Origin of the sequence: Acinetobacter sp. YH12070, assembly GCF_013419625.1 — a bacterium.
GTDB classification, from domain to species: Bacteria; Pseudomonadota; Gammaproteobacteria; order Pseudomonadales; family Moraxellaceae; genus Acinetobacter; species Acinetobacter amyesii.
This window is the reverse complement of sequence record NZ_VOZT01000013.1, coordinates 1-23990: the sequence shown is the minus strand read 5'-3', so window position 1 is coordinate 23990 and position 23990 is coordinate 1. Positions and strand designations below refer to the sequence as shown.

Sequence of the window (23990 nt, the reverse complement as noted above, 5' to 3'; positions counted from 1 at the left end):
ATTTTACGCTTGTCGTAATTTTCGTTTAAATACGTAAAGTTGATTGTATTTCATCATTTTCACCCACTAATATGACGTCCGCACACATCCAACGAGATGACTGTGTTCTGTAAAACAAAAACAATATCGCTCGTTCATCATGAATGAATGGCAACAGGAAATTATGATTATGATGGAATTTAAACTGCTTAGGCAGATCAAAAAAGAACCTTATAGTTTATATAAACGTACAGATGACATCACTGTTCAAGAACTCAAACGCATGTATGGTATTTACCAAAAGTATTATGCCAATACCCGTTATGAAATTTTTGAACGCGACTTCTTAGAAAAAACCGGTGTTTTTTTCATTATTGAACCGAAAAATAATCAAATTGTCGGATTCTCGACGGTTATGGAGCGTGACTTTATTGTTGATGGTAAAGCCCGACATGCTTTTTTCAGTGGTGATACCATTATTGAGAAAGAGTATTGGGGGAATCGTGCATTAACCCGAGCAATGTTCCGTTATATTATTAGTTTTAAATTTCGTCATCCAAGAACCCCTGTATATTGGATTCTAATTTCTAAAGGCTTTAAAACTTATCTGCTCTTAGCCAATAACTACTACAGCTACTATCCACATTATGGTGAGAAAAATGCCCATCTCAAAGACTTTGTCGAATCGTACTGTAAAGAATATTACTCAGAATACTATAACCATGAAACAGGTCTTCTGAATTTTGGCGAAGACTACCAGCCACTCAAAGCAGATGTTGCGCCAATCACCCATGAGATGCGCGAAAACAATACCAAGATTGCTTTTTTTGAAGATAAGAACCCAACGTGGGTCGATGGAACTGAACTACCGTGCATTGGTGAATTACGTTGGAGCGATTTATACCGTTATGTAAATCGATTCTTAACCAAGACCACCAGTGTGAGTAAACATGAAAGCAAGTTACGTTATAAGTCTCGTACATTGCATATTGCGACAGGTTCAGACTTGAAGGTGGCCTAATGGGATTGCTTCTCACCACTGCACATCAAGTTTTGAATATTGCCTGCCGTAAAGCATTTCAACGCTATACACAGCAGGCAAATCAGCTGGAAAATGTGCAACGTAAAAAATTAAGCCATTTTTTAAAGCAGCACATTTCGCAAAATCTAAGCTATGAGCAATTTTCCAAAAAATATCCGCTATCGCGTTATAGTAATTGGAAAAGCCAAATTGAACAATCCAGACAAAGTGGCAAAAATTGTTTGGGGCCTGAAAAAATTGTCCGTTTTCAACCGACCAGTGGGTCGAGTGAAGCAATTAAATTCATTCCCTTTACTCAGGCTTTTTTAGATGAATTGGATGAAGCTATTGGGTTATGGCTCACCAATTTATACCGAACTCATCCACAACTTAAAAATTCAACGCATTATTGGTCGGTTTCATGGTTGCCTGAAAGCCAGCGAAAGCTTTTAGAAAATAGTAATTTGAATGATGACAGTGCGCTGCTTAATCTGTCGAAGCGAGTGTTGAGTAAAATTACCCAGTCGGTACCGACTGAAATTGCGATGGCGAATTCAGCCGAAGATGCCATGTTTGCAACCGCGGTGTATCTCGTTGCAGATAAGCATTTAGGCATGATTTCGGTATGGAGTCCTACATTTGCTTTGCAATTGTTGGATATCATTCATGAACATCAAGCTGAAATTGTGCAGGTCTTAAAAACTGGACAATGGCAACGTGAGGGTTTGAGTTTTCTGCAAGTTCCTAAATCTTGTCAACAATGCTATCGCTTACAAGACTTGGATTTGACCCAAGCAACGGCGTGGAAAAAACTGTGGCCTAAACTCAGTCTGGTTTCGAGTTGGGATACTGCGAGCGCAGAGCAGTGGGCAGTACAACTCCAGCAACGAATTGCAGGTGTGGCATTTGAAGGTAAAGGTTTATGGGCAACTGAAGGCGTAGTGACGACTCCATTTGCAAACCGTTTTACCTTAAGTTATCAGTCACATTTTTATGAATTTATTTTGCAAGACAGCCAAAAAGTGGTGCCATCTTGGCAACTGAAAATAGGCGATATCGTTAGTCCTGTGATCACGACAGGTTCAGGATTAATTCGTTATGTGATTGATGATGAATTAGAAGTCACCGACTTTTATCAGCAAGTGCCATGCTTCAAGTTTTTAGGTCGCAAAATGACGGTAGATTTGGTCGGAGAAAAGCTCGACCACAATGCAGCAGTTAAAGTCCTTGCAGAGTTTAAACAAGTGGATTATTTACCAATTAGTATCTTGGGTATCGAACAATGTTCGGTTAAAAAACCGCATTATGTTTTACTCAGTGAAGGCAATGTAGACAAACAACCGTCTGCTCAAGCGCTAGATCGGTTACTAAAACATAATTTTCATTATGAATTGGCACGCGATCTGGGGCAGTTGGATGAACCTGAAGTGGTACATGTACAAGATGCTTGGGACTACTACAAAACACTAGCCATGAACAATGGCATGATTGAAGGGAATATTAAGCCTGAGCCGCTTAAGAAAATGAAAACAAAAATAATTGAGTATTGAGATGGATATCGATGTGTTAGATGCACCGTTCGACGAAACGGCGTTATATCATTCAAAGAATGAGACTAAGTTTGCGGTTCGAAATGCGACTGTCGAAGATGATGAGCAACTAATGAAAATTAGTGCAGAGACTATGCCAAGCAATGGCATCACATTATCTTATGCGCGTCACCCCAGTTATTTTGATGCCAGCCACGCACAGTATAATCGTCCAGATTTAAAAGTGGTTGTCCCTGTGGAAGATCCATCTATCGTGATTGCGATGATGAATTTGGGATGGCGTTATTGTTATATCAATGGTCAGCCTGACCTGATGCGTTATGTCGCCGATTTAAGAATGAATCCAGCGTATCGTGGTGCTAAAGTCATGCGCTTATTGATGGACTATCTCCATGATGAAATACCACAAGACACGATTTTTGAAAGTGTGGTTTTAAACGACAATATTGTCGCTGCCAGTATTTTACATCATGAAAGATCTGGATTTCCGCTGCCATATTTTTATGATGAAATTCGAACCTTTACCGTTTCACAGGCAGTGAAACCAAAAACTTTCAATCAATATCAATTTAAAACCCTGACTGCTGAACGTGTAGATGAAGCGAATGATTTCATTTTAAAAATGAAAGACCATTATAATTTTTTACCTAGCTATGATTTTAATGCGTTGGTAGATGGTCAAAATCCATTTTGGGCATGCTTAAATCTAGATGACTTCTATTTGATTTACGATCAGCACAATCAGTTGGTTGGACTTTATGGCTTATGGAATCAAAAAAGTTTTAAACAAACTCGAGTGATCGATTATTCAAGGTCATTAAAGTTGATGAAACCTTTTTATAATGCCTATGCCAGTGTGCGTGGTGTTTTATCACTGCCAAAAATTCATGGAACCTTTGATTATTTAATGTTGCATAGTCCGCTATGTCATCCTGAACATCTGGACGTATTTGCAAGTTTGATTTTTCATGCAAAACAGCAGACAAAGCAACGTGGTAAAGAAACCTATTGTATTACTTTGGCAGAGAAGGACCCGCGTATTGAGTGGATGAAAAATACGACCTCACATGTGTTAAAAGCCAAGCACTATTTTCATAGTTTTAAAGGCAATCCATACGCTGCTTTTGATCGTAAACGTATCAGTTATTTTGAAGTTGGGCGTATATAGATGAAGTGATAATGATCAAAAAATCAATTAAAACTGCCAAATCAATCATTTAAAATCATTCTAATTGTGTACTTATGTAACTGAGTTCTTCAGTATACTGCGCAAAGAATAATCAGAATGAGAAAGACATGTCAAAATTGATGTGGGGAATTGGCAGTTTAGCGGTGCTTTCAGCAGCTGTGGTGGGAGGGAATTTATATGCAGATAAATCTCTTGCCCAATTTTATACACAGAATAATTGGTCCGCAGCCGTACAAGATGTTGATGTGAAGTACAGCAATTATCAAATGGGCTTGATGGGCGGAACGGTCGATTGGGTATTAACCCTGAAAACAGACCCGTGTAAACCCAAAGAAGTGATCGTGTTGAAGGGTACCGATCAGATTCAACGTGGGTTGAAAGGCTATAACATCAACTCGAATTTTAAGATTGTTCAACAACAAAGTACGTCCGAATATGCCAAGCTTTTTGGCACCGACTTAACGGCAAAAACGTTGGTCAATTGGATTGGTCAAAGTAAAACAGATTTACAGATTCCTGCATTTAAAACGACTGCACAAGGTGCAACAGTACAAGCTGATGCAAGCCAATTGCAAATTCGGATTAGTAGTTTACCGGGGCAAGCCACTAAGGTATCTGAGCTGTCAATCCATTTACCTGTGGTTCGGTTGAGTGAAGGTCCAATGCAAACCATGGTGCAAAATTTTTCGATGAAGACCAATCAAGGTCTAAATCAGAAAAATCTTGAAAATGGTTTTGTTGAAATTCAAGCGGGTTCTATCAAACGTTTAGATCAAAAGTTCTCAGGCGGCATGCGTGGTATGCAACTGCGTTGGGAGACCGAACTAAATAAACATGATGTGGACTTTGAAGGCTATTTAAAAGCTGATGAGATGAATTTCCCTGGTTCACCGGTCACGAAAGATTTCGCACTAAATTTGGCATTACATAAAGTTAATCTAGATAAAGTTCGTGCATTTAGTGAACTTTTGCATCAGGTGGAAAATTCATGCGATGCAGTGGGTGAATCAAGTGAAGAAATGACTGAAGCTTTCTTAGCAATCGCAAGCCAAGGTTTTGATTTTGAGTCTAAAGATAACTCGATCAGTATTGGTGCAGGTAAAGCCTCTGCAAATGTCGTGGGGAAAGTCATGCCGGGTCACCATGCCTCAATGGAGTCTTTTATTAAAATGGTGCCGAGCTTACTAGATTTTCAAGCAGACTTAAGTTTTGATAAAAATATGATGACTGCAATCATGAATAACTTTTTGCAATTACAAGGCAAAAGTTTGTCAGGACAGGAAGCTGAAGCCATGTTTGCTGGTTTTGAAACATCAGGGCAAGGCAAGCGCGATGGCAATAACATGGTCATGAGTATGCAATATAAGTTTGGTCAAAAGCTTTTTGGTCAAGCTATACAAAAGAAATAAGCAACCAGCAGTGAGTAGTTAAGTTTAAAAAATATAAAACCGTCATAGATTGGCGGTTTTATATTTTTAGCAGCGGAATCATCATATTCACTTTATCGGAACACAGCGGTCTAGCCATTGTTGAACAGTTGAAAAGTTGCTAGCGTCAATGGGCAACTAGCCAATCAAAACAACAATAGGAAAGACACCATGTCACACGATTATTTTTTTAGACGGAAACTTGTTCATTCATCCATGCCTAAATGTTCTTGGGTAAAACACAGTCTTGTTAGTAGCATTTTTTTAATCGCTGTTCAGTCTATAGCTTTTGCGGGGACGTCAATTTCAGATCAACGTTTGTCGAATGAAACGCAAGGGAAAAAAAGTTTAGTGAAGAAACCTTAGATATTATTGAGAGTGAGGCAGCTAAACCCAATGAAGAGCAGCAGAAAAATTCAAATCATAAATCTAATCGTAATAATAAGATCATTCAAGAGACCCAGCTCGAAGGCTCAACCATGAGTGATTATTTGCTTCAAAAGAAAAGGGCAGCGGATCAGGTCAGGTTAATACAATCTCCAGAAGTCGCACCGATTAACCGTATTGTGCTGCAAGAGCGACATGAAAATATTCGAGTAACGTATCCAGATGGAGTCGTGGTTGAAATGAAGCACTGACGTGCTTCATTTCATAGATCAGGAATTTCTAAAGTCAAACCTTAGATTTGTGGATGAGTGATTTTCCATGCACGGTGAATTTTGGTATTACGTTTAAAGTCTAGGCCAATGGTTTCATTGCTGATTTCTTCAACGTCAAACATTGCCATGATCACATCGTCCATCTCAAAACCACGGTAGTTGTTTGAGAAGTAAAGCGTTCCGTCAGTGGTTAAACGGTTCATGGCACGTTTAAGCAAAGACATATGGTCGCGTTGGACATCAAACGTACCATAGAACTTTTTAGAGTTAGAGAATGTTGGTGGGTCAATAAAGATCAGGTCATATTGCTCGTGACCTTCTTTCAACCATTCAAAACAGTCGCTAGAGAAGAACTGATGTTGTTCATCTGCATGATCTACTGTCAAACCATTCAGTACAAAGTTCTCTTTAGACCAGTTTAGGTAGGTATTTGACAAATCGACACTGGTCGTACTTGCTGCACCGCCAAGCGCTGCATGTAAGCTCGCTGTAGAGGTATAGCTATATAAGTTCAGGAAGTGTTTACCTTTGGCTTCTTTGGCAATACGTAGACGCATTTGACGATGGTCAAGGAACAAACCTGTATCGAGGTAGTCTGTTAGGTTCACCAAAATCTTTGCTTTGCCTTCTTGAACGATAAAACGTTTAGACGCAGTACTTTGTTTGGTGTACTGATTTTTACCTTCTTGGCGGGCACGTGTTTTAATGAAAATCGCATCACGACCTAAGCCTGTCACTGCACGAATCGCTTGCAGTGCTAAGTTAAAGCGTTTTTTGGCTTTCTCAGGGTCAATTTTTTTCGGTGGTGCGTATTCTTGTACGTGTAAACGATCACCATACAAATCTACTGCGACATTAAAGTCTGGTAAATCGGCATCATATAAACGTAAGCAGAAAATATTTTCTTTAACTGCCCATTTTTTAAGATTCTGCATGTTTTTTTGCAGACGGTTAGTAAAGTCTTCTGCACCTTCAATTTTTTCAAATTGTTGAGGTTCCCAATGCTCGAGGAAAGGCTTTTGAACTGCTGCAGGTTTGACTGTACCAAAACGGACGTAAATTGGGAGCTTACCATTCATCAAACGCAAAATTTGCGGATCATTAAAGGCAAGGACATCGGCCTGTTCAACTTGTGCTGCAATAATCGCAGCAGGCTGATTTGGGAAGTTCTTTTGTAATAATGCCGATAGACCTAAATACAGTGCGCGGTTAGAGGCTTTATCACCTAAACGCTCGCCGTATGGAGGATTAGTGACAACAAAGCTTTTCTTACCTGTTGCTTGGAATTCTGGCCAGTCTGCAAGTGTACGTTCTTCAATTTTAATTTGATCAAGTACAGATTCGAAACCTGCAGCAATAATATTTTGTTTGGTCGCTTTTACCGCTTCCCAGTCTGCATCAAATGCATAGAATTGTGGGAGAGGATTTTCAAGTGCAGCTTTATGACGCTCAGCCGCTTCGCCTTTAATTGACATCCAAAGTTCATGGTCATGACCATTCCAACCATTAAAACCAAAACGACGAACAAGGCCTGGTGCGCGGTCAGTCAAAATCATTAAAGATTCAATGATAAAGGTCCCTGAACCACACATTGGGTCCAAGATAATATCGGGTTGATGTTGTTTAAGTTTTGCTTTCTGTAAGATAGCAGCCGCTAAGTTTTCTTTAATCGGTGCATCTGTCATGTAGCGACGGTAGCCGCGTTTATGCAGAGAGTCACCTGATAAATCTAAGCAATAAGTATGTTCAGTTTTGCCAGCTAATACATACAACGTAATTTCAGGTTGCTTAATGTCAATGCTAGGACGTTTGCCCACAGCTTCCATAAAGGAATCGACCACACCATCTTTGACACGTAAAGTTGCGAACTGAGAATTGACTTTAATGTCACGTTCGATGTGTAAACGAACAGCAAATGTACTTTGTGGTGCAAAAATAAGTGACCAGTCAAAGTTTATTGCACCTTCATAGAGCTCTTCCGCTACATCACGTGCATCATGCGTGAACTCTAATTCATGTGTATGAATCGGGGTGAGTACACGAGAAGCCAAACGTGACCACATGCAAATACGGTATGCATCTTCAAGTGTGCCTTTGAATACAAGACGACCCGGGAATTGTTCAATATTTTGAACACCTAAACCTTCAATTTCCTCGCGGAGTAAGGTTTCCAGTCCATCTGCACAGGTAACCCAATATGTAGAAAGACGCGGTTTCGAATTCATGTAAATTTCCAAAGGCAAAAAAGCAATCGCATATTTTAACGTATTTTCGTGGATTTGGGCGGACGATATTGCGCTGAAACGGGAGAAATATCGGTAGATTTGAATGACTTTATCAAATTTATTCTGTGTACATTGTGAGAAATATCACTTAATGGTACAAAAATTGCTATAACCCTGATCAAATTTCGATCTTTATAATATTGATATCATTAGGGGTATTTATGACAGGGCTGGCAATCAATAGTCAATCAAACGCATTTTCAATCGCCACTTTAATTTACGCGCGTTTACGTCGTGTGTCAGGTCGGGTTATTGACGCATTATATGTGGTTGAGAATGTCGAATACGCACGCTTTGTTTCTAACTTGGCTCTGGAAACGGCCGATCCTGAATTATCTCGTTTGGTTGCGCGGCTTTACAGCGAGTTGAATTTGCATGAAGCTGCCGTTTCTGAAGCAGAGGAATTGACGGACAGTTCAGTACAGCCTGAAACGGCAGAAATATTAATGAGCGAACCGACTGCGGAAGACATCTGTAAAGCACAGGTTGCACATCGTTATATTGGCGCATTGCGTTAATTCAATCCCGCTGTGAGCAGCAGCATAAATTTCCTGCTGCACGCAGCCTGATGTATAAACCAACTTCCTTATTTCAAGAGTTGTTGAACTGCGCAGAAGGCGGCTGTTTACAGCTGAACTTTATTTTTTGAAAGTATCCAATTCAATTAAAAATAAAGGTGGATTGAAGTTCTGTTTGAAGGCTTTTTGAAAGGGGAAAGGTGAAGTTTAATTTAAAACGTTTAATTTATCTAATTGAAATGATAGATAGGAATTTGAAAATTCATTTTGAATAACATCATACGTTTGCATTGAACGTTGAAAACTTCAACTGCCATTTGCCAAGATTCTCTGTATAATGCGTTAACTTAACGATAAGGAATCTCTCATGCACTTGGCGGCATTGCATACACCGAGCCAGATTCAACTCAACCAAGATGGTAACTTAAAACATTTCCTCACCATCGAAGGCCTTTCTAAAGAAACTCTCACAAAAATATTGGACACTGCACAGTCCTTTTTTAATGACCAAAATCAGCTAATTACCAACAACCTTTTAGAAGGTCGTACGGTGATGAACCTGTTCTTTGAAAATTCAACACGTACCCGTACCACTTTTGAAGCGGCAGCAAAACGTCTGTCTGCAAACGTATTGAACATTGATATTGCACGTTCAAGTACATCAAAAGGCGAGACACTGCGTGATACCTTGTGGAATTTAGAAGCGATGGCGACCGACATTTTTGTGGTTCGTCATTCATCGTCAGGCGCGCCGCACTTTATTGCCAAAGATGTTTGTCCGCATGTGGCAATCATCAATGCAGGCGATGGCCGTCATGCGCATCCTACGCAAGCCATGTTGGATATGTTGACGATTCGCCGTGAAACCAAAAAGAATTTTGAAGACATTTCCATTGCCATCATTGGCGATATTAAGCATTCGCGTGTTGCCCGTTCAGATGTCGCTGCATTACAAACATTGGGCTGTAAAGATATTCGTGTCATTGCGCCAAATACTTTGCTGCCTTACGGTTTTGATGATTATGGCGAAGGCATTCGTCTGTTCAACAACATGGAAGCCGGCATTCAAGAATGCGACGTGATTATTACTTTACGTATTCAAAATGAACGTATTGATTCTCCTGCGCTGTCATCTCAAGCCGAATTCTACAAAATGTACGGTTTGAATAAAGAGCGCTTGGCTTTGGCAAAACCTGACTGCATCGTGATGCATCCGGGACCAATGAACCGCGGTGTTGAAATTGACTCGAGTATTGCCGATGGTGCTCAGTCGGTGATTTTACATCAGGTGACCAACGGTATTGCGGTGCGTATGGCGGTACTGGCTTTGGCAATGCAAGGTCAGTTGCAAGAAAAAGGTTTAATTGAAGCGATTGCGGTTTAAGGGATAGTCATGAGTATTGTTAAAGTTGAAAATGTACGTGTCTTAGATCCAATCAATCAAACTGACAGCGTACAGACGGTTTATATTGAAAATGGCCGATTGGTTGCCGAAAGCAATGCCGCTGAAACCATTGATGGTCAAGGCAAATGGCTGATGCCAAGTATGGTTGACCTTTGCGCGCGTTTACGAGAGCCGGGTCAGCAGCAGCACGGCACTTTAAAGTCAGAAGGTAAGGCTGCGCGTGCGAATGGTATTTTGCATGTGTTTACCCCGCCTGACTCTAAACCGATTGTGCAAGACAATGGTGCATTGATTCATGGCCTGGTGGAAAAAGCCATGCTAGACGGCGGCATTTATCTGCAGGTGATTGGCGCGCAAACTCAAGGCTTGTTAGGCAAGCAGCCTGCGAATATGGCGGGTTTGAAAAAAGGTGGCTGTACTGCGGTATCGAATGCTAATGCGCCATTTATGGACGATGATGTGGTGATTCGTACCTTAGAATATGCTGCGGGTCTGAACATGACCGTTGTGTTCTATGCCGAAGAACCGCAGATTGCCAAAGATGGCTGTGTGCATGAAGGCTTTGTCGCATCTCGTCAAGGTTTACCGATGATCCCTGCATTAGCGGAAACCGTAGCCATTGCAAAATATTTACTGATGATTGAAGCCACTAAAGTGCGTGCGCACTTTGGTCTGTTGTCATCAGGTGCATCTGTTGAATTGATTAAACATGCCAAAGCGAAAGGCTTACCGGTGACTTGCGATGTAGCCATGCACCAATTGCATTTAACTGATCAGTTGATTGACAGCTTTAATTCACTTGCACATGTGCGTCCGCCGCTACGTTCTGAGCAAGATAAAGACTTGCTCCGCCAAGCGATAAAAGACGGTGTGATTGACGCGATCTGTACACATCATGAGCCACTGAGCAGCTCTGCGAAAATGGCGCCTTTTGCTGAAACACAGCCCGGTTTTACCGCATTTGATACCTATGTACCTTTTGGTATTCAACTGATTCAAGAAGGCCTATTAAGCCCACTGGAATGGGTTGAGAAAGTTACACTCGCACCGGCAAAAGTGGCCAATATGCAACAGCGTTGGGCAGATGAAGCGGGTTGGGTACTGGTCGATCCAGAGCTTGAGTGGACTATTAATAAAGACACGATTGTATCAAATGGTAAGAACACACCATTAATTCAGCAAACGGTAAAAGGTAAAGTAGTTCACGCTTTTTATGCCGTTTAAGCGCACGCTCAACATGGAAATTTGTTGATTCTCAGAATTTTGATTAGACATTAAAAAGTCAGCTTCGGCTGGCTTTTTTAGTGAAGATTGAAATTAATAGATTGAAAATAAAAGAAGAAATTAAAGCGTTGACAAGTCCGAACAAATTATTACATTTGATCAAAAAATAAGCATATAAACTGAAGTACACATGAAAATAATGACAACTGCATGGAGTACAAATATGAGTATAGATTTATTAGCGCTGATTAAGCAGCACGTCTCCTCGATTGTGCTGGACGGTGATACACAACACTTAACTGAAAAAAATTCAGCCATTAGCCAGTTTATTCCATTCCTGTTAAATATTTTTCGATCCAAACCTGAATTTATTGATGCCTTTCAAAAACAGTTAAACCCTCGTATTAGTGATATATTTTCAGCAAATCCCACATTAAAAGAACAATTTTTGCAACATCTCGGTGGCGGTACGGCCCCAACGTCAGAAATAGAGCAAACCTTAAACCACTCTATAGCTCCAACTTTAGGGGCACTTGAAAATGAAGCGGGTTCATCTGATCCCGTCGCAATCACGCATTTACTTGATAATCATGCAGATAGCATTTTGGTGGCACTACCACAATGGGCAGTACCTTTACTCGCAGGTTTAGGGGTCAACACTGCAGCTGGCCGTACATTACACCAAGCACCTGTTGTTGAACCAACACCTGTTATCGTTGAGGAAAAACGCTCGAATTGGTTATTGCCAATTATTGCGCTGCTTATATTATTGGGTCTGATCGCATTTTGGTTTAAGTCTTGTACTAATAAAGAAGAACCAACCACCTCTGCAACAACGGTTGCACAGCCTGCGGCATCTCAGCCAGCGCATATGCAATTTAGCACCGGTACAGATGGGCAGTTAACCAACTGTCAAATTCAAACTGGTGATTCAAATTATCTTGAAATTTTGCAGCAACAAGTCAAACAGATCTTTAACTTTAATACGGGTTGTGGTGCTTCATCTGATGCCAGTTACCATACTCAATTTATTGATCAAGATACCATTCCAACGGTTCTGCAAAAACTAAAAGGTGTGCCAAATACCACTTTGACCTGGACAGAAAATCAGTTATCAATTTTGTCGCAAAATCCTGCAGATGCTCAAAACCTTGCCAATCAAATTAAACCTTTAGCAAAAAATATGACAGTATTGGTTCAAGAAGGTGTGAGTGAACAAACTGCTGTAGATAACAGTATTACCGATGCACAAAAAGCATTAGCGAGTATTAACCCTGAACAAGTTCGTGCTCTAGATGTTGCGACTGCGCTGAACTTACAAATTATTAATTTTGCGACTGGTTCATCTGATATTCCTGATGTGAATAAATCGATTTTGGATCAGGCGGCAGCGTTAATGCAGCGCGCTACACAGGTACATCTGACTGTACAAGGTCATACCGATGCTGTGGGTAATGCGGAAGCGAATAAAGCGTTATCGCAAGAGCGTGCACAAGCTGTGGTGGATTACTTGGTGTCGAAAGGCGTTGATCCTGCACAGCTTCAAGCGGTGGGTTATGGTCAAGAAAAACCGGTAGCAGAAAACAGCACCAAAGAAGGTCAATTCAAAAACCGTCGTATTGAGTTTGAAGTTTTAAATACTGAGAATGGCAAAGTACGAGATGTTACCAGTGAAGGCGTGGCTGAAAAGACCAATTAAAACCATACTAAATGAGATGATATATAAAAAATCCCTGCACATGCGGGGATTTTTCTCGTCAAAGCGCTGTAATTTTGAGTAAAATACGCGCGAAGAATAAAATCATAATGGTACTTATACAATGAAAAAAATAGTCATCACGAGCCTCATGTTGTCTGCGGCATTGATATCCGGCTGTGATAATTTTAAAAATAAAAAAGATGCTGAAGCCAAAACGGAAGCGCCTGCTTTGGAAGATTGGAGTTGTACTGCACAAGCCAATATCGACCAATTGCAAGATCACTTAAAAAACGAATATCTCAAAGAATTAAACAAAGAAATACGTCAGTCCGATTATGAAGCCGATCAGCAACTCATGGATCTGATTGTAAAAAATCTAAAATTTAAAATTCAAAATGTCACGACTTTAACTGAAGACCCTAATAAAGCCAAAACATTGGAATGTAGCAGTCAATTGTTGGTGGTTTTCCCGAAAGGATTACAAAAGCGTGCTGAAAACGCCTTTGCTGAACGACCATGTGATGAAGGCTGTGAAGAGCGTGGTAATTATACTTTGAATGATTCACTCGAAGATGGTGAGTCAGGCTTAAGCATGGACAATGATCAGCTTAAAGGGAACTTTAGCTATAGCATCACTAAAACCGACAAAGATGGTTTAAGTTTAAGTGTCCCGAGTCAAAATGACGTAATTGATAGCGTTGTAACAGTGACACGTCATGCGGTGTTATATGCGGCATATAGTGCTCAAAATAAGCGAGATGAAGAATCCTATCAGCAAGGGATGGAGAGCCAATCTCAACAAATGAGCCTTGCACAAAAGGCGATGGATATTCGTAAGAAAGAGCTAGATCAGGATAATGCCAAAGTAGTGGATCGTCTCAATCAGACTTGGGATCATTTTAGTGATGAACAAAAGGCGCAGTTACAGCAAGATCAAGCAGACTGGTTTGAAAAGCGTGATATCGACTGTAAAGTGCTTGCACAAAAAAGTGTTTATTCATTAAATGAAAGTGAAAAAGAGACTTATCAAAAGCATTCGCAATACTGGGATGAGGCGATGAATACGCAAAATCAAGAGTTGCAATATACCAAATGCTTTAATCAGAAAACTACAGAACGAATTGTATATTTAAACAACGTTTTTAATTGATCTAAAAGAAGAAAAGCCCTCAATTGAGGGCTTTTCTTTGAATCTTAGTTTATTGCTTGATGATCAAAACAGGAATTGGGCACTGCGTTAAAATATTTTGTGCTACGCTGCCCAGCATGGCTTTTTTCAAACCTGTGCGTCCATGCGAACCCATGATGATTAAATCTGCAGAGATTTCATCAGCCACTTGTAAAATCCCTTCAGTTGGCGATACACCATGAATCAAACGGGTTTTAACCTCGATACCATCGCGTACAAAGGTTTGTTTGATATCTTCTAAACGCAGCTGAGCACTTTTTTCAGCTTGCATAAAATATTCAGTGATTGCGGGTGTAACAGCATAGAAATCGACACCAACGAATGGATCAACAGCAACAACACTGACAATGGTCACGTGTGCATTTTGACTTTTAGCCAAGCTGAGGGCATGTTCAACAGCAGAATATGAAATTGGAGATTCATCCACAGGGACTAAAATTTGTTGATATTGACTCATATCTGCTTCCTTAATATTTTAAATGTTATCAATCTAATCTTGCTCTATTCACGATATTGTATGAATTAGACAAAAGGGTAAGCTTATTGGTGCAGGGTGTGCTGAATACAAAAAAGCCCACATGATGTGGGCTTGGTCATCTTAAGCTTTTACAACCAACACGGGTAATTCAGTATTGCTGAGTACATCTTGTGCGAAACTACCGAGTAGCATTTTCTTAAAGCCTTTGCGACCATGTGAACCCATCACGATCAAATCAGCTTTGACTTCATTGGCTGCTTCTACGACACCTTCAGCAGAAACTTGGCCTTTAATAATCTTACTTTGTGCATCTATACCCACTTCAGTCGTGATTTGCACAGCTTCTTTTAATGCAGATTCTGCATTTGCGTAAGCTTGTACGAAATATTCTTTCATGATTGATGAAGAATAATAGAAGTCTGCATCGGTAAATGGGTCTTCAGCAACAAGGCTGATTAAAGTGAGTTGGCTGTTAAACGCCTTGGCAATAATTGCAGCTTTTTTAACTGCAGAAAACGAGATTTCTGAACCATCGACAGGTACTAAAATGTTTTGATATGACATGGAACAATCTCCTGTAATTTTGCTTTTAAACCCTATAGATTATTGATAACACATTGTCGTGCATGGTTCAATTTATTAATATAAAAAATATTGTAAATTCATAAAATTACATAAATTAATGTCGATAAGTCGTCAAATAAATCTGAGTGGAAAACTCGGACTTTGCTCAAAAAATATGAAAATAAAATCGACTAATTTTCTCGGATTTTGAGCATAAAAGATCAATTTGAACTTTATAAAAATAAGCCTAAACTATATACAGTTATAAATCTAAGATTTATAACAAAATTGATGCGATTAGATAGTTAGATATGTCATATAAAGTAGGGTTGGTTGCACTCAGTATTTGTTCAATGTTGCATTTGTCTGGTTGTCAAAACACGCAAAGCAGTACCAAAGTGATTGCAGGTGCTTTTAACTTATCGACACAAGTTCAAAAGACCTTTATCAACTTACATGCACCTGACAATGTTATTGTGCAGTCAAATATTCAATATCTACAAAATCCAAATTTAAACTTGGATATCTATCAACCTGAAACAAGTACAGCGATTGCACCAAGACCAACAATTGTTTGGATCCACGGGGGCGGTTGGGTCTCTGGCTCAAAAGAACATGCAGGTGGATATTTTAAACGGCTCGCAGCCCAAGGTTATAATGTGGTTTCTGTTCAATATCAGTTTGCACCTGAAGCCATTTATCCTGCGCAGCTCAACCAAATAGATGCAGCACTGACGTTTTTGAATCTACATGCGGCACAATATGGCATTGATTTGCTAAATATGTATTTGGCAGGGGATTCTGCAGGTGCAAATATGGCCAGTCATTATGCCGCCTTGGTTACGAATCCCGATTTTGCGCAAGCGTCAAAGATTCAACCTATATTAAAGCCTTCACAGCTTAAAGGGCTGATTTTGCATTGTGGTATTTATGATTTAAACAGCTTTGTAAATACTGCACCCGACGAGATTGGATTGATCGAGTGGGGCGTTTATAACTTGGTTCAGGCGTATACCGGAGACAAAAAAGATGATGCCGAGTTTTTAACGCGTATTTCAACGGCCTCAAATATTAATGCAAATTATCCGCCTGTATTTATCAGCGGTGGCAATAAAGATTTTTTAACCAAAACGCAATCTGAGCCTTTTGTGGAAAAATTGCTGGCAAATGATGTACCTGTGACAGCGGTTTTTTATCCAGATTCGAAAGAATTTTTGGTACATGAATATCAATTTATGATGAGTAAAAAGGCCAGTCAGCAGACCTTTGATCGCACTTTAGAATTTTTGCAACAACACGCACAGACCGTCAAAAATTAAAAATAGGCTTAAAAGGCTTGCAGAATACTCTCTAACTTAATAACATACCTACCAGTTGGTATGTTTATTTTGGAATGATTAATGAATTCGGTAACATTGGCCTATGGCTTACTGTCATTGGCGATTATCTCAGAAGTAATTGGTTCGACATTTTTGGTGAAGTCAGAAGGGTTTACCAAACTTGCGCCTTCATTGGCTGTCGCAGTTTTATTTTGTTTGGCATTTTATTTATTGTCTCAGGTGATTAAAGTCATACCACTTGGTATTGCTTATGCCATTTGGGCGGGTGTTGGTATTGTTTTAACTGCACTAATTGGCTACTTTATCTTTCATCAAAGTTTAGACCTCCCAGCCATGTTAGGGATAGGCCTGATTGTTTCAGGTGTGGTCGTGATCAACCTGTTTTCAACTTCAGCTGGACACTAGTATGGATAATCCGCATCAGCGCAAGAAAGAGCCTCAACTGATACGCCAAAGTATTTTGCAGCACGCAATTCGTCTTGCTGCTGATAAAGGTGTTAATGGGGTGTCGATTCAAGCCGTTGCGGATTTAGTTGGGGTTACAAAAGGTGGTGTATTTCATCATTTTTCAAATAAGCAAAAGCTCTTAGAGTCCATGATTGTGATGCTTTTGGCTCAATTAGACGAGGTCGTTGACCGATTAATTGACGAAGACCCTGAGCCATACGGTCGTTTTACCCGAGCCTATATTGAAATTACCTTAGAAAAACAAATCATGGGTTTGCAACAGTCATGGTCAGCGATTTCGATGACCATGCTGACCGATAAAACTTTTAATGAATATTGGATCGAATGGATGAAATCACGTTTAGAGCGACATCATCAGACCGATTCAGATATAGAACTGAAAATTGTACGTTATGCAGCCGATGGTATTTGGCTCACCGCTTTTACAGAAGTGGAAGACGAAATCGAAACCCAATTATTAAAACAAGAATTAATCGCCCGAACGTATCGAGTGAAAGAGATTAAATAACTGATTTTACATACGTAAAAGTAATTACGCATTTTAAAATGATTTTTGAGTCTTTTCGACAGAGTCTTACATCTAGGGATTGAATAAAGGGATTAGCCTTCAGCTGGAGGTACTCTTGAAATGTTGTTTCTCATTCGGCAAAATGAGAAGCGTGCTACGTAAGGAAACCATCTTGCGGAGCATTGCTCCTCACCGCAAAACTTGTTCACTAGTGTCTAATTATTCAAAGTACCGCAAAAACATTTTTGATTAGAAATAGAACTATATCAAACACTTGCGTATGACGTTACCGCGTATCATTCTTTTATTTGAAGCAAATTATTTAACTGAGGGCTTAATTTCTCTTATACTTGAAAATAGCATGTACGACTAAACCAAAGACCAACCCCCAAAATGCAGAGCCAATACCAAAAAACTGTATGCCCGATGCACTAAACAAGAAGGTGAGTAAAGCGGCTTCTCGTTCACTGGCTTCTTGGAAAGCAATGACGATGTTGTGTCCAATGGTGCCTAGTAGGGCAATGCCTGCTAAAGCGGTAATAAATATCAATGGGAAAGCGGTTAAGAAACTCACCAAAGTGGCTGCAAACAGGCCCATCAAAATATAAAAGAAGCCACAGGTCATACCTGCGATATAGCGCTTTTTCTCATCGGGGTGGGCTTGGTCATCTAGACTGATGGCGGCACTAATCGCAGCAATATTGACACTAAAACATCCAAATGGCGCGAGTAGCGTTTGGGCTGTCCCAGTCCAACCGATCAGTTGATTAACGTGGGGTTGATAGCCATAACTTTTAATCATGGCTAAACCCGGTAAATACTGAGAGGCCATATTGATTACAAAGAGTGGTAGCGCCAAACCCAGTATTGCTGAGATCGAAAATTCAGGTGTGACCCAAACCGGCTGTGCGAGTTCTAAATTAAGCGCCGGTAATTGAAAGCCAAGTAATAATGGACAAAGCATGATGCCAATGATCACCGTAATGACAATGCTATATCGTGGTAACAGTCGTTTACTGAGGACATAAGCCGCGAGTAAACCAAGAACGAATGCCCATTCATTTTGTAAACTGACAAATAGCTCAATACCAAATTTAAGGAGTACGCCCGCCAACATTGCACTGGTTAGACTTTGTGGGATATAGCGCAGTATTTTTTCAAAAATGCCTAAAAATCCGAGTACTGCTGTTAATAGGCCACAGACCAAGAATGCGCCTAGAGCGGCATTCATGCTGTAACCATTTGCAGTCGCTAAAATCAGTGCCAGTCCCGCAGTGGACCATGAAGTCGCAACGGGATATTTAAATTTCCAAGACAGAATCAACCCGCTTAAGCCGATACCCAAACCTAAAGCCCAAAACCAAGAGGTTATTTCTGCAGTGTTGGCACCGAGCAGTTGTGCAGATTGGATCACCAAAACAGCCGAGACGCTGATCCCGACTAAGAACGTAATAAAACCTGCAAAAGCAGCTGGAATGGAAAAGTCTTGGAGTAGTTTTTGCATAATGATCGAGCTATAACTATTGTTGGCGCAGGTTTAAGATGACATTTTTCAGGATGATACGCTCAAGTCCTGTACAGTAAAAGTGCTCATCGAGATATTATGGAAATTCTTTATTTATTCACTGATGTTACGCAGTAACATCAGAAGAGCCATTTGATTCAAATAAAAGAAAGATACGCGGCAACGTCATCCGCAAGTGTTTGAGACAGGACTACTTCTATTCAAAAATGTTTTTGCGATACTTTTGAATAATTAGACGCTAGTGAAGGAGTTTTGCGGATGGCAATGGTTTTGGGTACTTTTGCCGAAACAAAAGTACCTCCAGCCGAAGGCGAATCCCTTTATTTAAATCCTAGATGTAAGACTCCGTCGAATAGACTTAAAAAGCATTTTAAAAATGCGAAATTACTTTTACGTGCGTAACATCAGTTATTAACAAACGGCACTTTAATAGAACGAATCGACAACAAACATTGTGGATGTTTCATCCATTCAAAAGTTTAAAGGCATATAGATTTTTAAGTAAAAAAACAGAAATACTTTGCCCATGTCGTTTACATGGTAGAAGTCGCAAGCTTTAGCCCAAATCCACAAAATAGAAGACCAACTGCAGCCACACAGCATGCCGTAAATTTATAACGATGGCTAAAATAGGTGGCCAGTTTTGCACCCGAAAAGATCAAAATCGTTAAATAGCTCATACTGATAATTTGCAGCACGATCGCGAGTGCGGTGAATGTAATCGCTGGATATGGATATGCAGGATCGACGAATTGCACAAAGAACGATAAGTAAAAAAGAATGGCTTTAGGGTTTAAAATACTGATGGTTAATGCAGTCTTAAACGGTTTCAGTTCGCTCAAACTCAGTTGTTTAGTGTCGAGTTGTTCTGGCGTTTGAACGGCATTCCATGTTTGGTAGGCAGCCTTGAAAAGTTTGATACCTAAATAACTTAAATACAGCGCACCGACAATTTTTAATAATAAGAATAACCAAGGGAAGGCATGAAGTAAGGATGCAGCACCGAGAGCAGTGAGTAAGATTAAGATCAAATCGCCAGTATAAACGCCAAAAGCGCCTAAATAGCCGACCTTAATGCCATAGCGAGAAGCAACAGACATGACATAAAGTGAATTTGGCCCGGGTAAAATCACAATTAATATCGTACCAATAATAAAGGTCGTTAAGTCTGTGATTCCAAACACTGAAGACACTCAAATAAAAAACCGAAGCTGTAGTATACAACTTCGGTTCTAGATGAAACTGAAAATTTCTAATTTATGCTTTTATTTCAGCATCTAAGCCAAAAGTTTGACGCAGTAAGCGACTTAATTGCTCACGGGCTTTAATAAAACCATCAATACCGCCTTGTAATAGTTGGAAAGACATTAAGTCTTTTTCAACTTCAGCTTTGAAAGTTTGCTTGTCGAGCACTTGTACATCGTGTTGACAGTGTGCATGCGCATGATGATTAGACAATTGCACTTCCACGGTACGCTGATCTTTTTCCAGTTCTGCCAATAAATTCGGTGAAACTGTCAATAAATCACAACCTGCTAAACCAAGCACTTGATCAATACTACGGAAGCTAGCACCCATAATTTCAGTTTTGATGTCATGTTGTTTGTAGTAGTGGTAAATCTGCTTCACTGATAACACGCCCGGATCTTTCTCAATCGGGTAGCTATCCACATTTTCAGCTTTTTTGTACCAATCTAAAATACGACCAACAAATGGCGAAATCAGCGTGACTTGAGCATCTGCACAGGCTTGAGCTTGATGTAAGCCAAACAATAGCGTCAGATTACAGTGAATGCCTTCGGCTTCAAGGGCTTTAGCGGCTTGAATGCCTTCCCATGTTGAGGCAATTTTAATTAAGATACGGTTTTGATCGATACCATACTGTGCATATAAAGCCAGTAACTCTTTGGCTTTTGCAATGGTGGCATCGGTATCATAAGACAAGGCTGCATCGACTTCTGTAGATACACGTCCTTCGATCAATTTTAAAATTTCTACACCAAATTTGACCGTAAGAATATCGATGGTGCGCTCAACCAGCTCATCGTTTTGATAACCTTCTTTACGCGCTTGTTCAAAAGCACTTTCAATCAGTTCTTTATTTTCAGGTTGATTTGCCGCTGCTGTAATTAAAGATGGATTTGTGGTCGCATCCAATGGACGGAATGTATTAATCGCAGCTAAATCACTGCTGTCAGCAACAATCGTTGTTAGGCTTTTTAATTGGTTTAACGCATTTTGAGTCATTTGAAATCTAGTTCTTAATGTTCTTGGTGTACATACTTTTATAACACAATCTGTTTAGAACCCAACCAAAAACCGCCCAATTAGGCGGTCTAAATCGTAGTTTTTCGTGAATTTCGGATGTGATTAATCAAAAAATGAGCAGCCGAGCCGAGAGGTTTTTCACGGTTCCAGACCAAGTCGACGAAATATTCAAATTTGGGTGTGAAATCTTGAAAGCTTAAGATTTTGAGTTGATCTTTGAGTGTCGGATTTTCATTAAACATCTCTAATGGAAGCACACCCCAACCCAGACCTTGAATAATCATCGAACAGGCAGAGTGGTGGTTATCTGTACGCCAACTGTGTTTGGAAAATAACAACTCTGGTTTGATACTTTTATCACGACTTGCAACCACGATTTGCCGACTTTGCAAAATTTGCTCAAAACTGACTTGCTTAAATTTCGACAGGCCATGTTTTGTCGCAGCAACAGGAACCAATGCTTCACGTTTCAATTCGACAAATTGTTCATAACTCTCAAGCTGTTCACGTTCAAACATTAGAGCAAGCTGTGCTTGACCTAGTAATAACATCTTTTGGGCATCTTCTTGAGGCGCAGAAAAAATATTGATTTGCAAAGATGGAAAATGAGTTTCTAGCAAAGAGATATAGTCGGTCCACTGCGTATGAAGCAGTTCTGATACCACCACGATATTCAGTGAAGACTCTAAACCATGACTCAGCGCAATCGCATGCTGTTTCCACTGATTGATTTCTATCAATAATTGTTCAGTTTTTTCATACAGGTTAAGCGCTTGAGCGGTGGGCACAGGCTCACGACCAACGCGCTCAAACAGTTTAAGGTTGAGATCAATTTCGAAATTCGCAATGGACATGCTGACTGCTGATGGCACTTTGCCGAGTTGTCTGGCGGCTGCGGAAAATGATCCTGTTTCCATGACTGTTTTAAAAATCATCAGTTGTTCTTGATTAATATTCATGTGCATACAGAAAAAATAAAGGAATACAACCTTTCAATAATATTGAAAGAATCTGAATCGATTAATCAATAATATAAAAATAAAATAAGTTTTTTACAAATAATAGAGTGTTTCAAAATGACGATTTCCAAGAGAAGGATTATTCATGCGCTAAGCTATGAGATCATCCTATTGGTGATCATTGCTATTGCTTTAAGTTTTATTTTTAAAGTTCCGATGGAGGTGACAGGTACGCTCGGTATTGCAATGGCGGTCACTTCTGTGATTTGGAACATGATTTTTAATCATTATTTTGAAAAATTTGAAGCAAAAAGAAAGTTAAAAAGAACCTTTGGTGTACGTGTTTTACATGCAATTGGATTTGAGGGCGGTTTAATGCTTGCAACCATCCCAATGGTGGCTTATGCCATGCATATGACCTTATGGCAGGCGATTTTGCTCGATTTTAGTATGACCATGTGTATTTTAGTCTACACATTTATTTTCCAATGGTGCTATGACCAGATCGAAGCGTACCTAGGTTACCAACCACAATATCGTTAAATTTCAATAAGAAAATCACATTGGCCTTTATTGATAAGTACAGGCCTTTTTTGCATTAAAATAGTGCAAAAATTTACAAATAACAATATATAAAAACATAATATAACTATAAAAAATTATACTAATTACATAACTTTTAAATATAAGAACAAAGAATGTTTTTAGGATTTAATTAAAAAAATATGCAAGACAAGGAGTTAGCATATGAAATTGATAAAAATTGTCACACCTGTTGTTTTACTTGGGCTTACACAATTTACATTTGCAGATGGTAACTTTAAACGTTTTGAACCGTACCGGGTTTGTCGGAGACTCAGTATTCTGAGAGAATGTTCCGATGACCAAATTAAAATATACCCCTGAAATCAGAGAAAGATCGGTTCAATTATTGATTGAATCTGAAAAAGACTATCCATCTAATTGGGCTGCGATCACAGCTATTGCGCCTAAGATTGGTTGTACTCCTGAAACACTTCGTGCTTGGCATCAAAAGCATTTAGATGAGCAAAATCCTATCAAAGTACAACAGATCTCTGATCAAGAAAAAATGAAGCAAATGGAACGTGAAATCAAAGAATTAAAGCGTGCCAATGAAATTCTGCGTAAAGCAGCCGCTTTTTTCGCCCAGGCGGAGCTCGACCGCCCACACAAATAATGGTGGATTTCATCCATAACAATAAGGCGTTATATGGTGTTGAGGCGATTTGTAGGATTTTACCGATCTCAGCTTCTACCTATTATCGAACACTAGATATTGCTGAAAACCCAGAACATCGAGCAAAGCGAGATCTACATGATTTGCATCATGCTGAACAAATTAAACGAATTTGGAAAGAAAGTTCAGGTCGATATGGTGTACGTAAAGTTTGGCAACAACTGAAACGTGAAGGTTATGTTATTGCACGCTGTACAGTGGTTCGCTTGATGAAGAAGCTAGGTATACAGGGTGTTTGGCGTGGGAAGAATAAATACACCACCCGTAGCCGAGATGATCAAAAAAGAGCGGATGATTTAGTGAAACGTAATTTTACTGCTGATTATCCTGACCCTTGCGAAGCAGTGCTTCTTGTATCTTGATTGATATAGTGATTAGCTACCACTATACGCAAATTGTAGAGTTTGGAGTGCTGCTAAAATCTTAAATTTGAACCTGAGATAAAACCTACAATTTGCCCTTATCCCTCATACAACT

At 39.7% G+C, this 23990-nt stretch carries 21 protein-coding genes, 1 pseudogene and 1 other annotated feature; of the genes and pseudogenes, 15 read left to right on the top strand and 7 right to left on the bottom strand.

The features are described 5' to 3' along the window. The first annotated feature begins 163 nt into the window (after window positions 1–163). The 5 genes from FTU17_RS05560 (at window position 164) to FTU17_RS05540 (ending at window position 5804) form a co-directional block, all read left to right on the top strand. Window positions 164–1000, top strand: a complete 837-nt coding sequence (locus FTU17_RS05560) for a hypothetical protein (RefSeq protein ID WP_306670313.1) — start codon at window positions 164–166, stop codon at window positions 998–1000. Beyond that, window positions 1000–2550, top strand: coding sequence for a GH3 auxin-responsive promoter family protein (locus FTU17_RS05555; protein ID WP_180134856.1), 1551 nt, complete (start codon window positions 1000–1002; stop codon window positions 2548–2550). Before FTU17_RS05560 ends, FTU17_RS05555 begins: the two co-directional genes overlap by 1 nt. Before the next feature lies 1 nt (window position 2551). Next, on the top strand, window positions 2552–3718 hold the full coding sequence (locus tag FTU17_RS05550) for a GNAT family N-acetyltransferase (RefSeq protein ID WP_180134855.1): 1167 nt from the start codon (window positions 2552–2554) through the stop codon (window positions 3716–3718). Window positions 3719–3846: 128 nt separating this feature from the next. Further along, window positions 3847–5148: a DUF945 family protein gene (locus FTU17_RS05545; RefSeq protein WP_180134854.1), complete on the top strand. Its 1302-nt coding sequence runs from the start codon at window positions 3847–3849 to the stop codon at window positions 5146–5148. Window positions 5149–5645: 497 nt separating this feature from the next. After that, window positions 5646–5804, top strand: coding sequence for a hypothetical protein (locus FTU17_RS05540; RefSeq protein WP_180134853.1), 159 nt, complete (start codon window positions 5646–5648; stop codon window positions 5802–5804). A 41-nt stretch (window positions 5805–5845) separates the two neighbouring features. On the opposite strand, the gene rlmKL is transcribed toward FTU17_RS05540, so the two are convergent. Beyond that, a complete protein-coding gene (gene rlmKL, locus FTU17_RS05535; protein ID WP_111884254.1) occupies window positions 5846–8050 on the bottom strand; it encodes a bifunctional 23S rRNA (guanine(2069)-N(7))-methyltransferase RlmK/23S rRNA (guanine(2445)-N(2))-methyltransferase RlmL in 2205 nt (734 codons plus the stop codon). 221 nt (window positions 8051–8271) lie between these two features. Between rlmKL and FTU17_RS05530 the strand changes: the two genes are divergently transcribed. The 5 genes from FTU17_RS05530 (at window position 8272) to FTU17_RS05510 (ending at window position 14106) form a co-directional block, all read left to right on the top strand. Next, window positions 8272–8628: a hypothetical protein gene (locus tag FTU17_RS05530; RefSeq protein WP_180026441.1), complete on the top strand. Its 357-nt coding sequence runs from the start codon at window positions 8272–8274 to the stop codon at window positions 8626–8628. Between the two features lie 367 nt (window positions 8629–8995). Next, a complete protein-coding gene (locus tag FTU17_RS05525; RefSeq protein ID WP_180134852.1) occupies window positions 8996–10012 on the top strand; it encodes an aspartate carbamoyltransferase catalytic subunit in 1017 nt (338 codons plus the stop codon). Between the two features lie 9 nt (window positions 10013–10021). Further along, window positions 10022–11257 (top strand): dihydroorotase, encoded by a 1236-nt coding sequence (locus FTU17_RS05520; protein ID WP_180134851.1) that lies wholly within the window; start codon window positions 10022–10024, stop codon window positions 11255–11257. A 223-nt stretch (window positions 11258–11480) separates the two neighbouring features. Further along, window positions 11481–12956, top strand: a complete 1476-nt coding sequence (locus FTU17_RS05515; protein WP_180134850.1) for an OmpA family protein — start codon at window positions 11481–11483, stop codon at window positions 12954–12956. A gap of 121 nt (window positions 12957–13077) precedes the next feature. Further along, window positions 13078–14106 carry a DUF1311 domain-containing protein gene (locus tag FTU17_RS05510; RefSeq protein WP_180134849.1) on the top strand — a complete coding sequence of 343 codons (1029 nt, stop codon included), beginning with the start codon at window positions 13078–13080 and terminating at the stop codon, window positions 14104–14106. 49 nt (window positions 14107–14155) lie between these two features. On the opposite strand, the gene FTU17_RS05505 is transcribed toward FTU17_RS05510, so the two are convergent. Together FTU17_RS05505 and FTU17_RS05500 are read right to left on the bottom strand one after the other, a co-directional pair. Next, on the bottom strand, window positions 14156–14602 hold the full coding sequence (locus tag FTU17_RS05505; protein ID WP_180134848.1) for a universal stress protein: 447 nt from the start codon (window positions 14600–14602) through the stop codon (window positions 14156–14158). A 141-nt stretch (window positions 14603–14743) separates the two neighbouring features. Beyond that, window positions 14744–15187 (bottom strand): universal stress protein, encoded by a 444-nt coding sequence (locus FTU17_RS05500; RefSeq protein ID WP_078188615.1) that lies wholly within the window; start codon window positions 15185–15187, stop codon window positions 14744–14746. Window positions 15188–15498: 311 nt separating this feature from the next. Between FTU17_RS05500 and FTU17_RS05495 the strand changes: the two genes are divergently transcribed. The 3 genes from FTU17_RS05495 to FTU17_RS05485 all read left to right on the top strand — a co-directional run bounded on the left by FTU17_RS05495 (window position 15499) and on the right by FTU17_RS05485 (window position 17503). Beyond that, entirely contained in the window at window positions 15499–16506 is a 1008-nt protein-coding gene (locus FTU17_RS05495; RefSeq protein ID WP_180134847.1) for an alpha/beta hydrolase, read from the top strand. Window positions 16507–16587: 81 nt separating this feature from the next. Continuing rightward, complete coding sequence (locus FTU17_RS05490; protein WP_180134846.1) at window positions 16588–16932, top strand: SMR family transporter; 345 nt, start codon at window positions 16588–16590, stop codon at window positions 16930–16932. A 1-nt stretch (window position 16933) separates the two neighbouring features. Further along, on the top strand, window positions 16934–17503 hold the full coding sequence (locus FTU17_RS05485) for a TetR/AcrR family transcriptional regulator (protein ID WP_180134845.1): 570 nt from the start codon (window positions 16934–16936) through the stop codon (window positions 17501–17503). Window positions 17504–17837: 334 nt separating this feature from the next. On the opposite strand, the gene FTU17_RS05480 is transcribed toward FTU17_RS05485, so the two are convergent. From FTU17_RS05480 to FTU17_RS05465, 4 genes are all read right to left on the bottom strand, one after another. Next, on the bottom strand, window positions 17838–19007 hold the full coding sequence (locus FTU17_RS05480) for a benzoate/H(+) symporter BenE family transporter (protein WP_180134844.1): 1170 nt from the start codon (window positions 19005–19007) through the stop codon (window positions 17838–17840). Between the two features lie 554 nt (window positions 19008–19561). After that, on the bottom strand, window positions 19562–20212 hold the full coding sequence (gene leuE / locus FTU17_RS05475) for a leucine efflux protein LeuE (protein ID WP_180060075.1): 651 nt from the start codon (window positions 20210–20212) through the stop codon (window positions 19562–19564). Between the two features lie 73 nt (window positions 20213–20285). Further along, complete coding sequence (tal, locus tag FTU17_RS05470) at window positions 20286–21275, bottom strand: transaldolase (protein WP_180088133.1); 990 nt, start codon at window positions 21273–21275, stop codon at window positions 20286–20288. 89 nt (window positions 21276–21364) lie between these two features. Then, the gene (locus FTU17_RS05465) at window positions 21365–22255 is read right to left on the bottom strand and encodes a LysR family transcriptional regulator (protein WP_180116750.1); all 891 of its coding nucleotides are present in this window, start codon (window positions 22253–22255) and stop codon (window positions 21365–21367) included. Between the two features lie 117 nt (window positions 22256–22372). On the opposite strand from FTU17_RS05465, the gene aceI reads away from it, so the two are divergent. Both aceI and FTU17_RS05455 read left to right on the top strand, forming a co-directional pair. After that, window positions 22373–22798: a chlorhexidine efflux PACE transporter AceI gene (gene aceI / locus FTU17_RS05460; RefSeq protein ID WP_078191799.1), complete on the top strand. Its 426-nt coding sequence runs from the start codon at window positions 22373–22375 to the stop codon at window positions 22796–22798. A gap of 337 nt (window positions 22799–23135) precedes the next feature. Next, window positions 23136–23845: pseudogene (locus tag FTU17_RS05455) on the top strand (IS3-like element ISAba34 family transposase); the annotation flags it as partial. Continuing rightward, window positions 23411–23527: a sequence feature (AL1L pseudoknot), on the top strand. It overlaps the preceding pseudogene by 117 nt. Window positions 23846–23990: the final 145 nt, after the last annotated feature.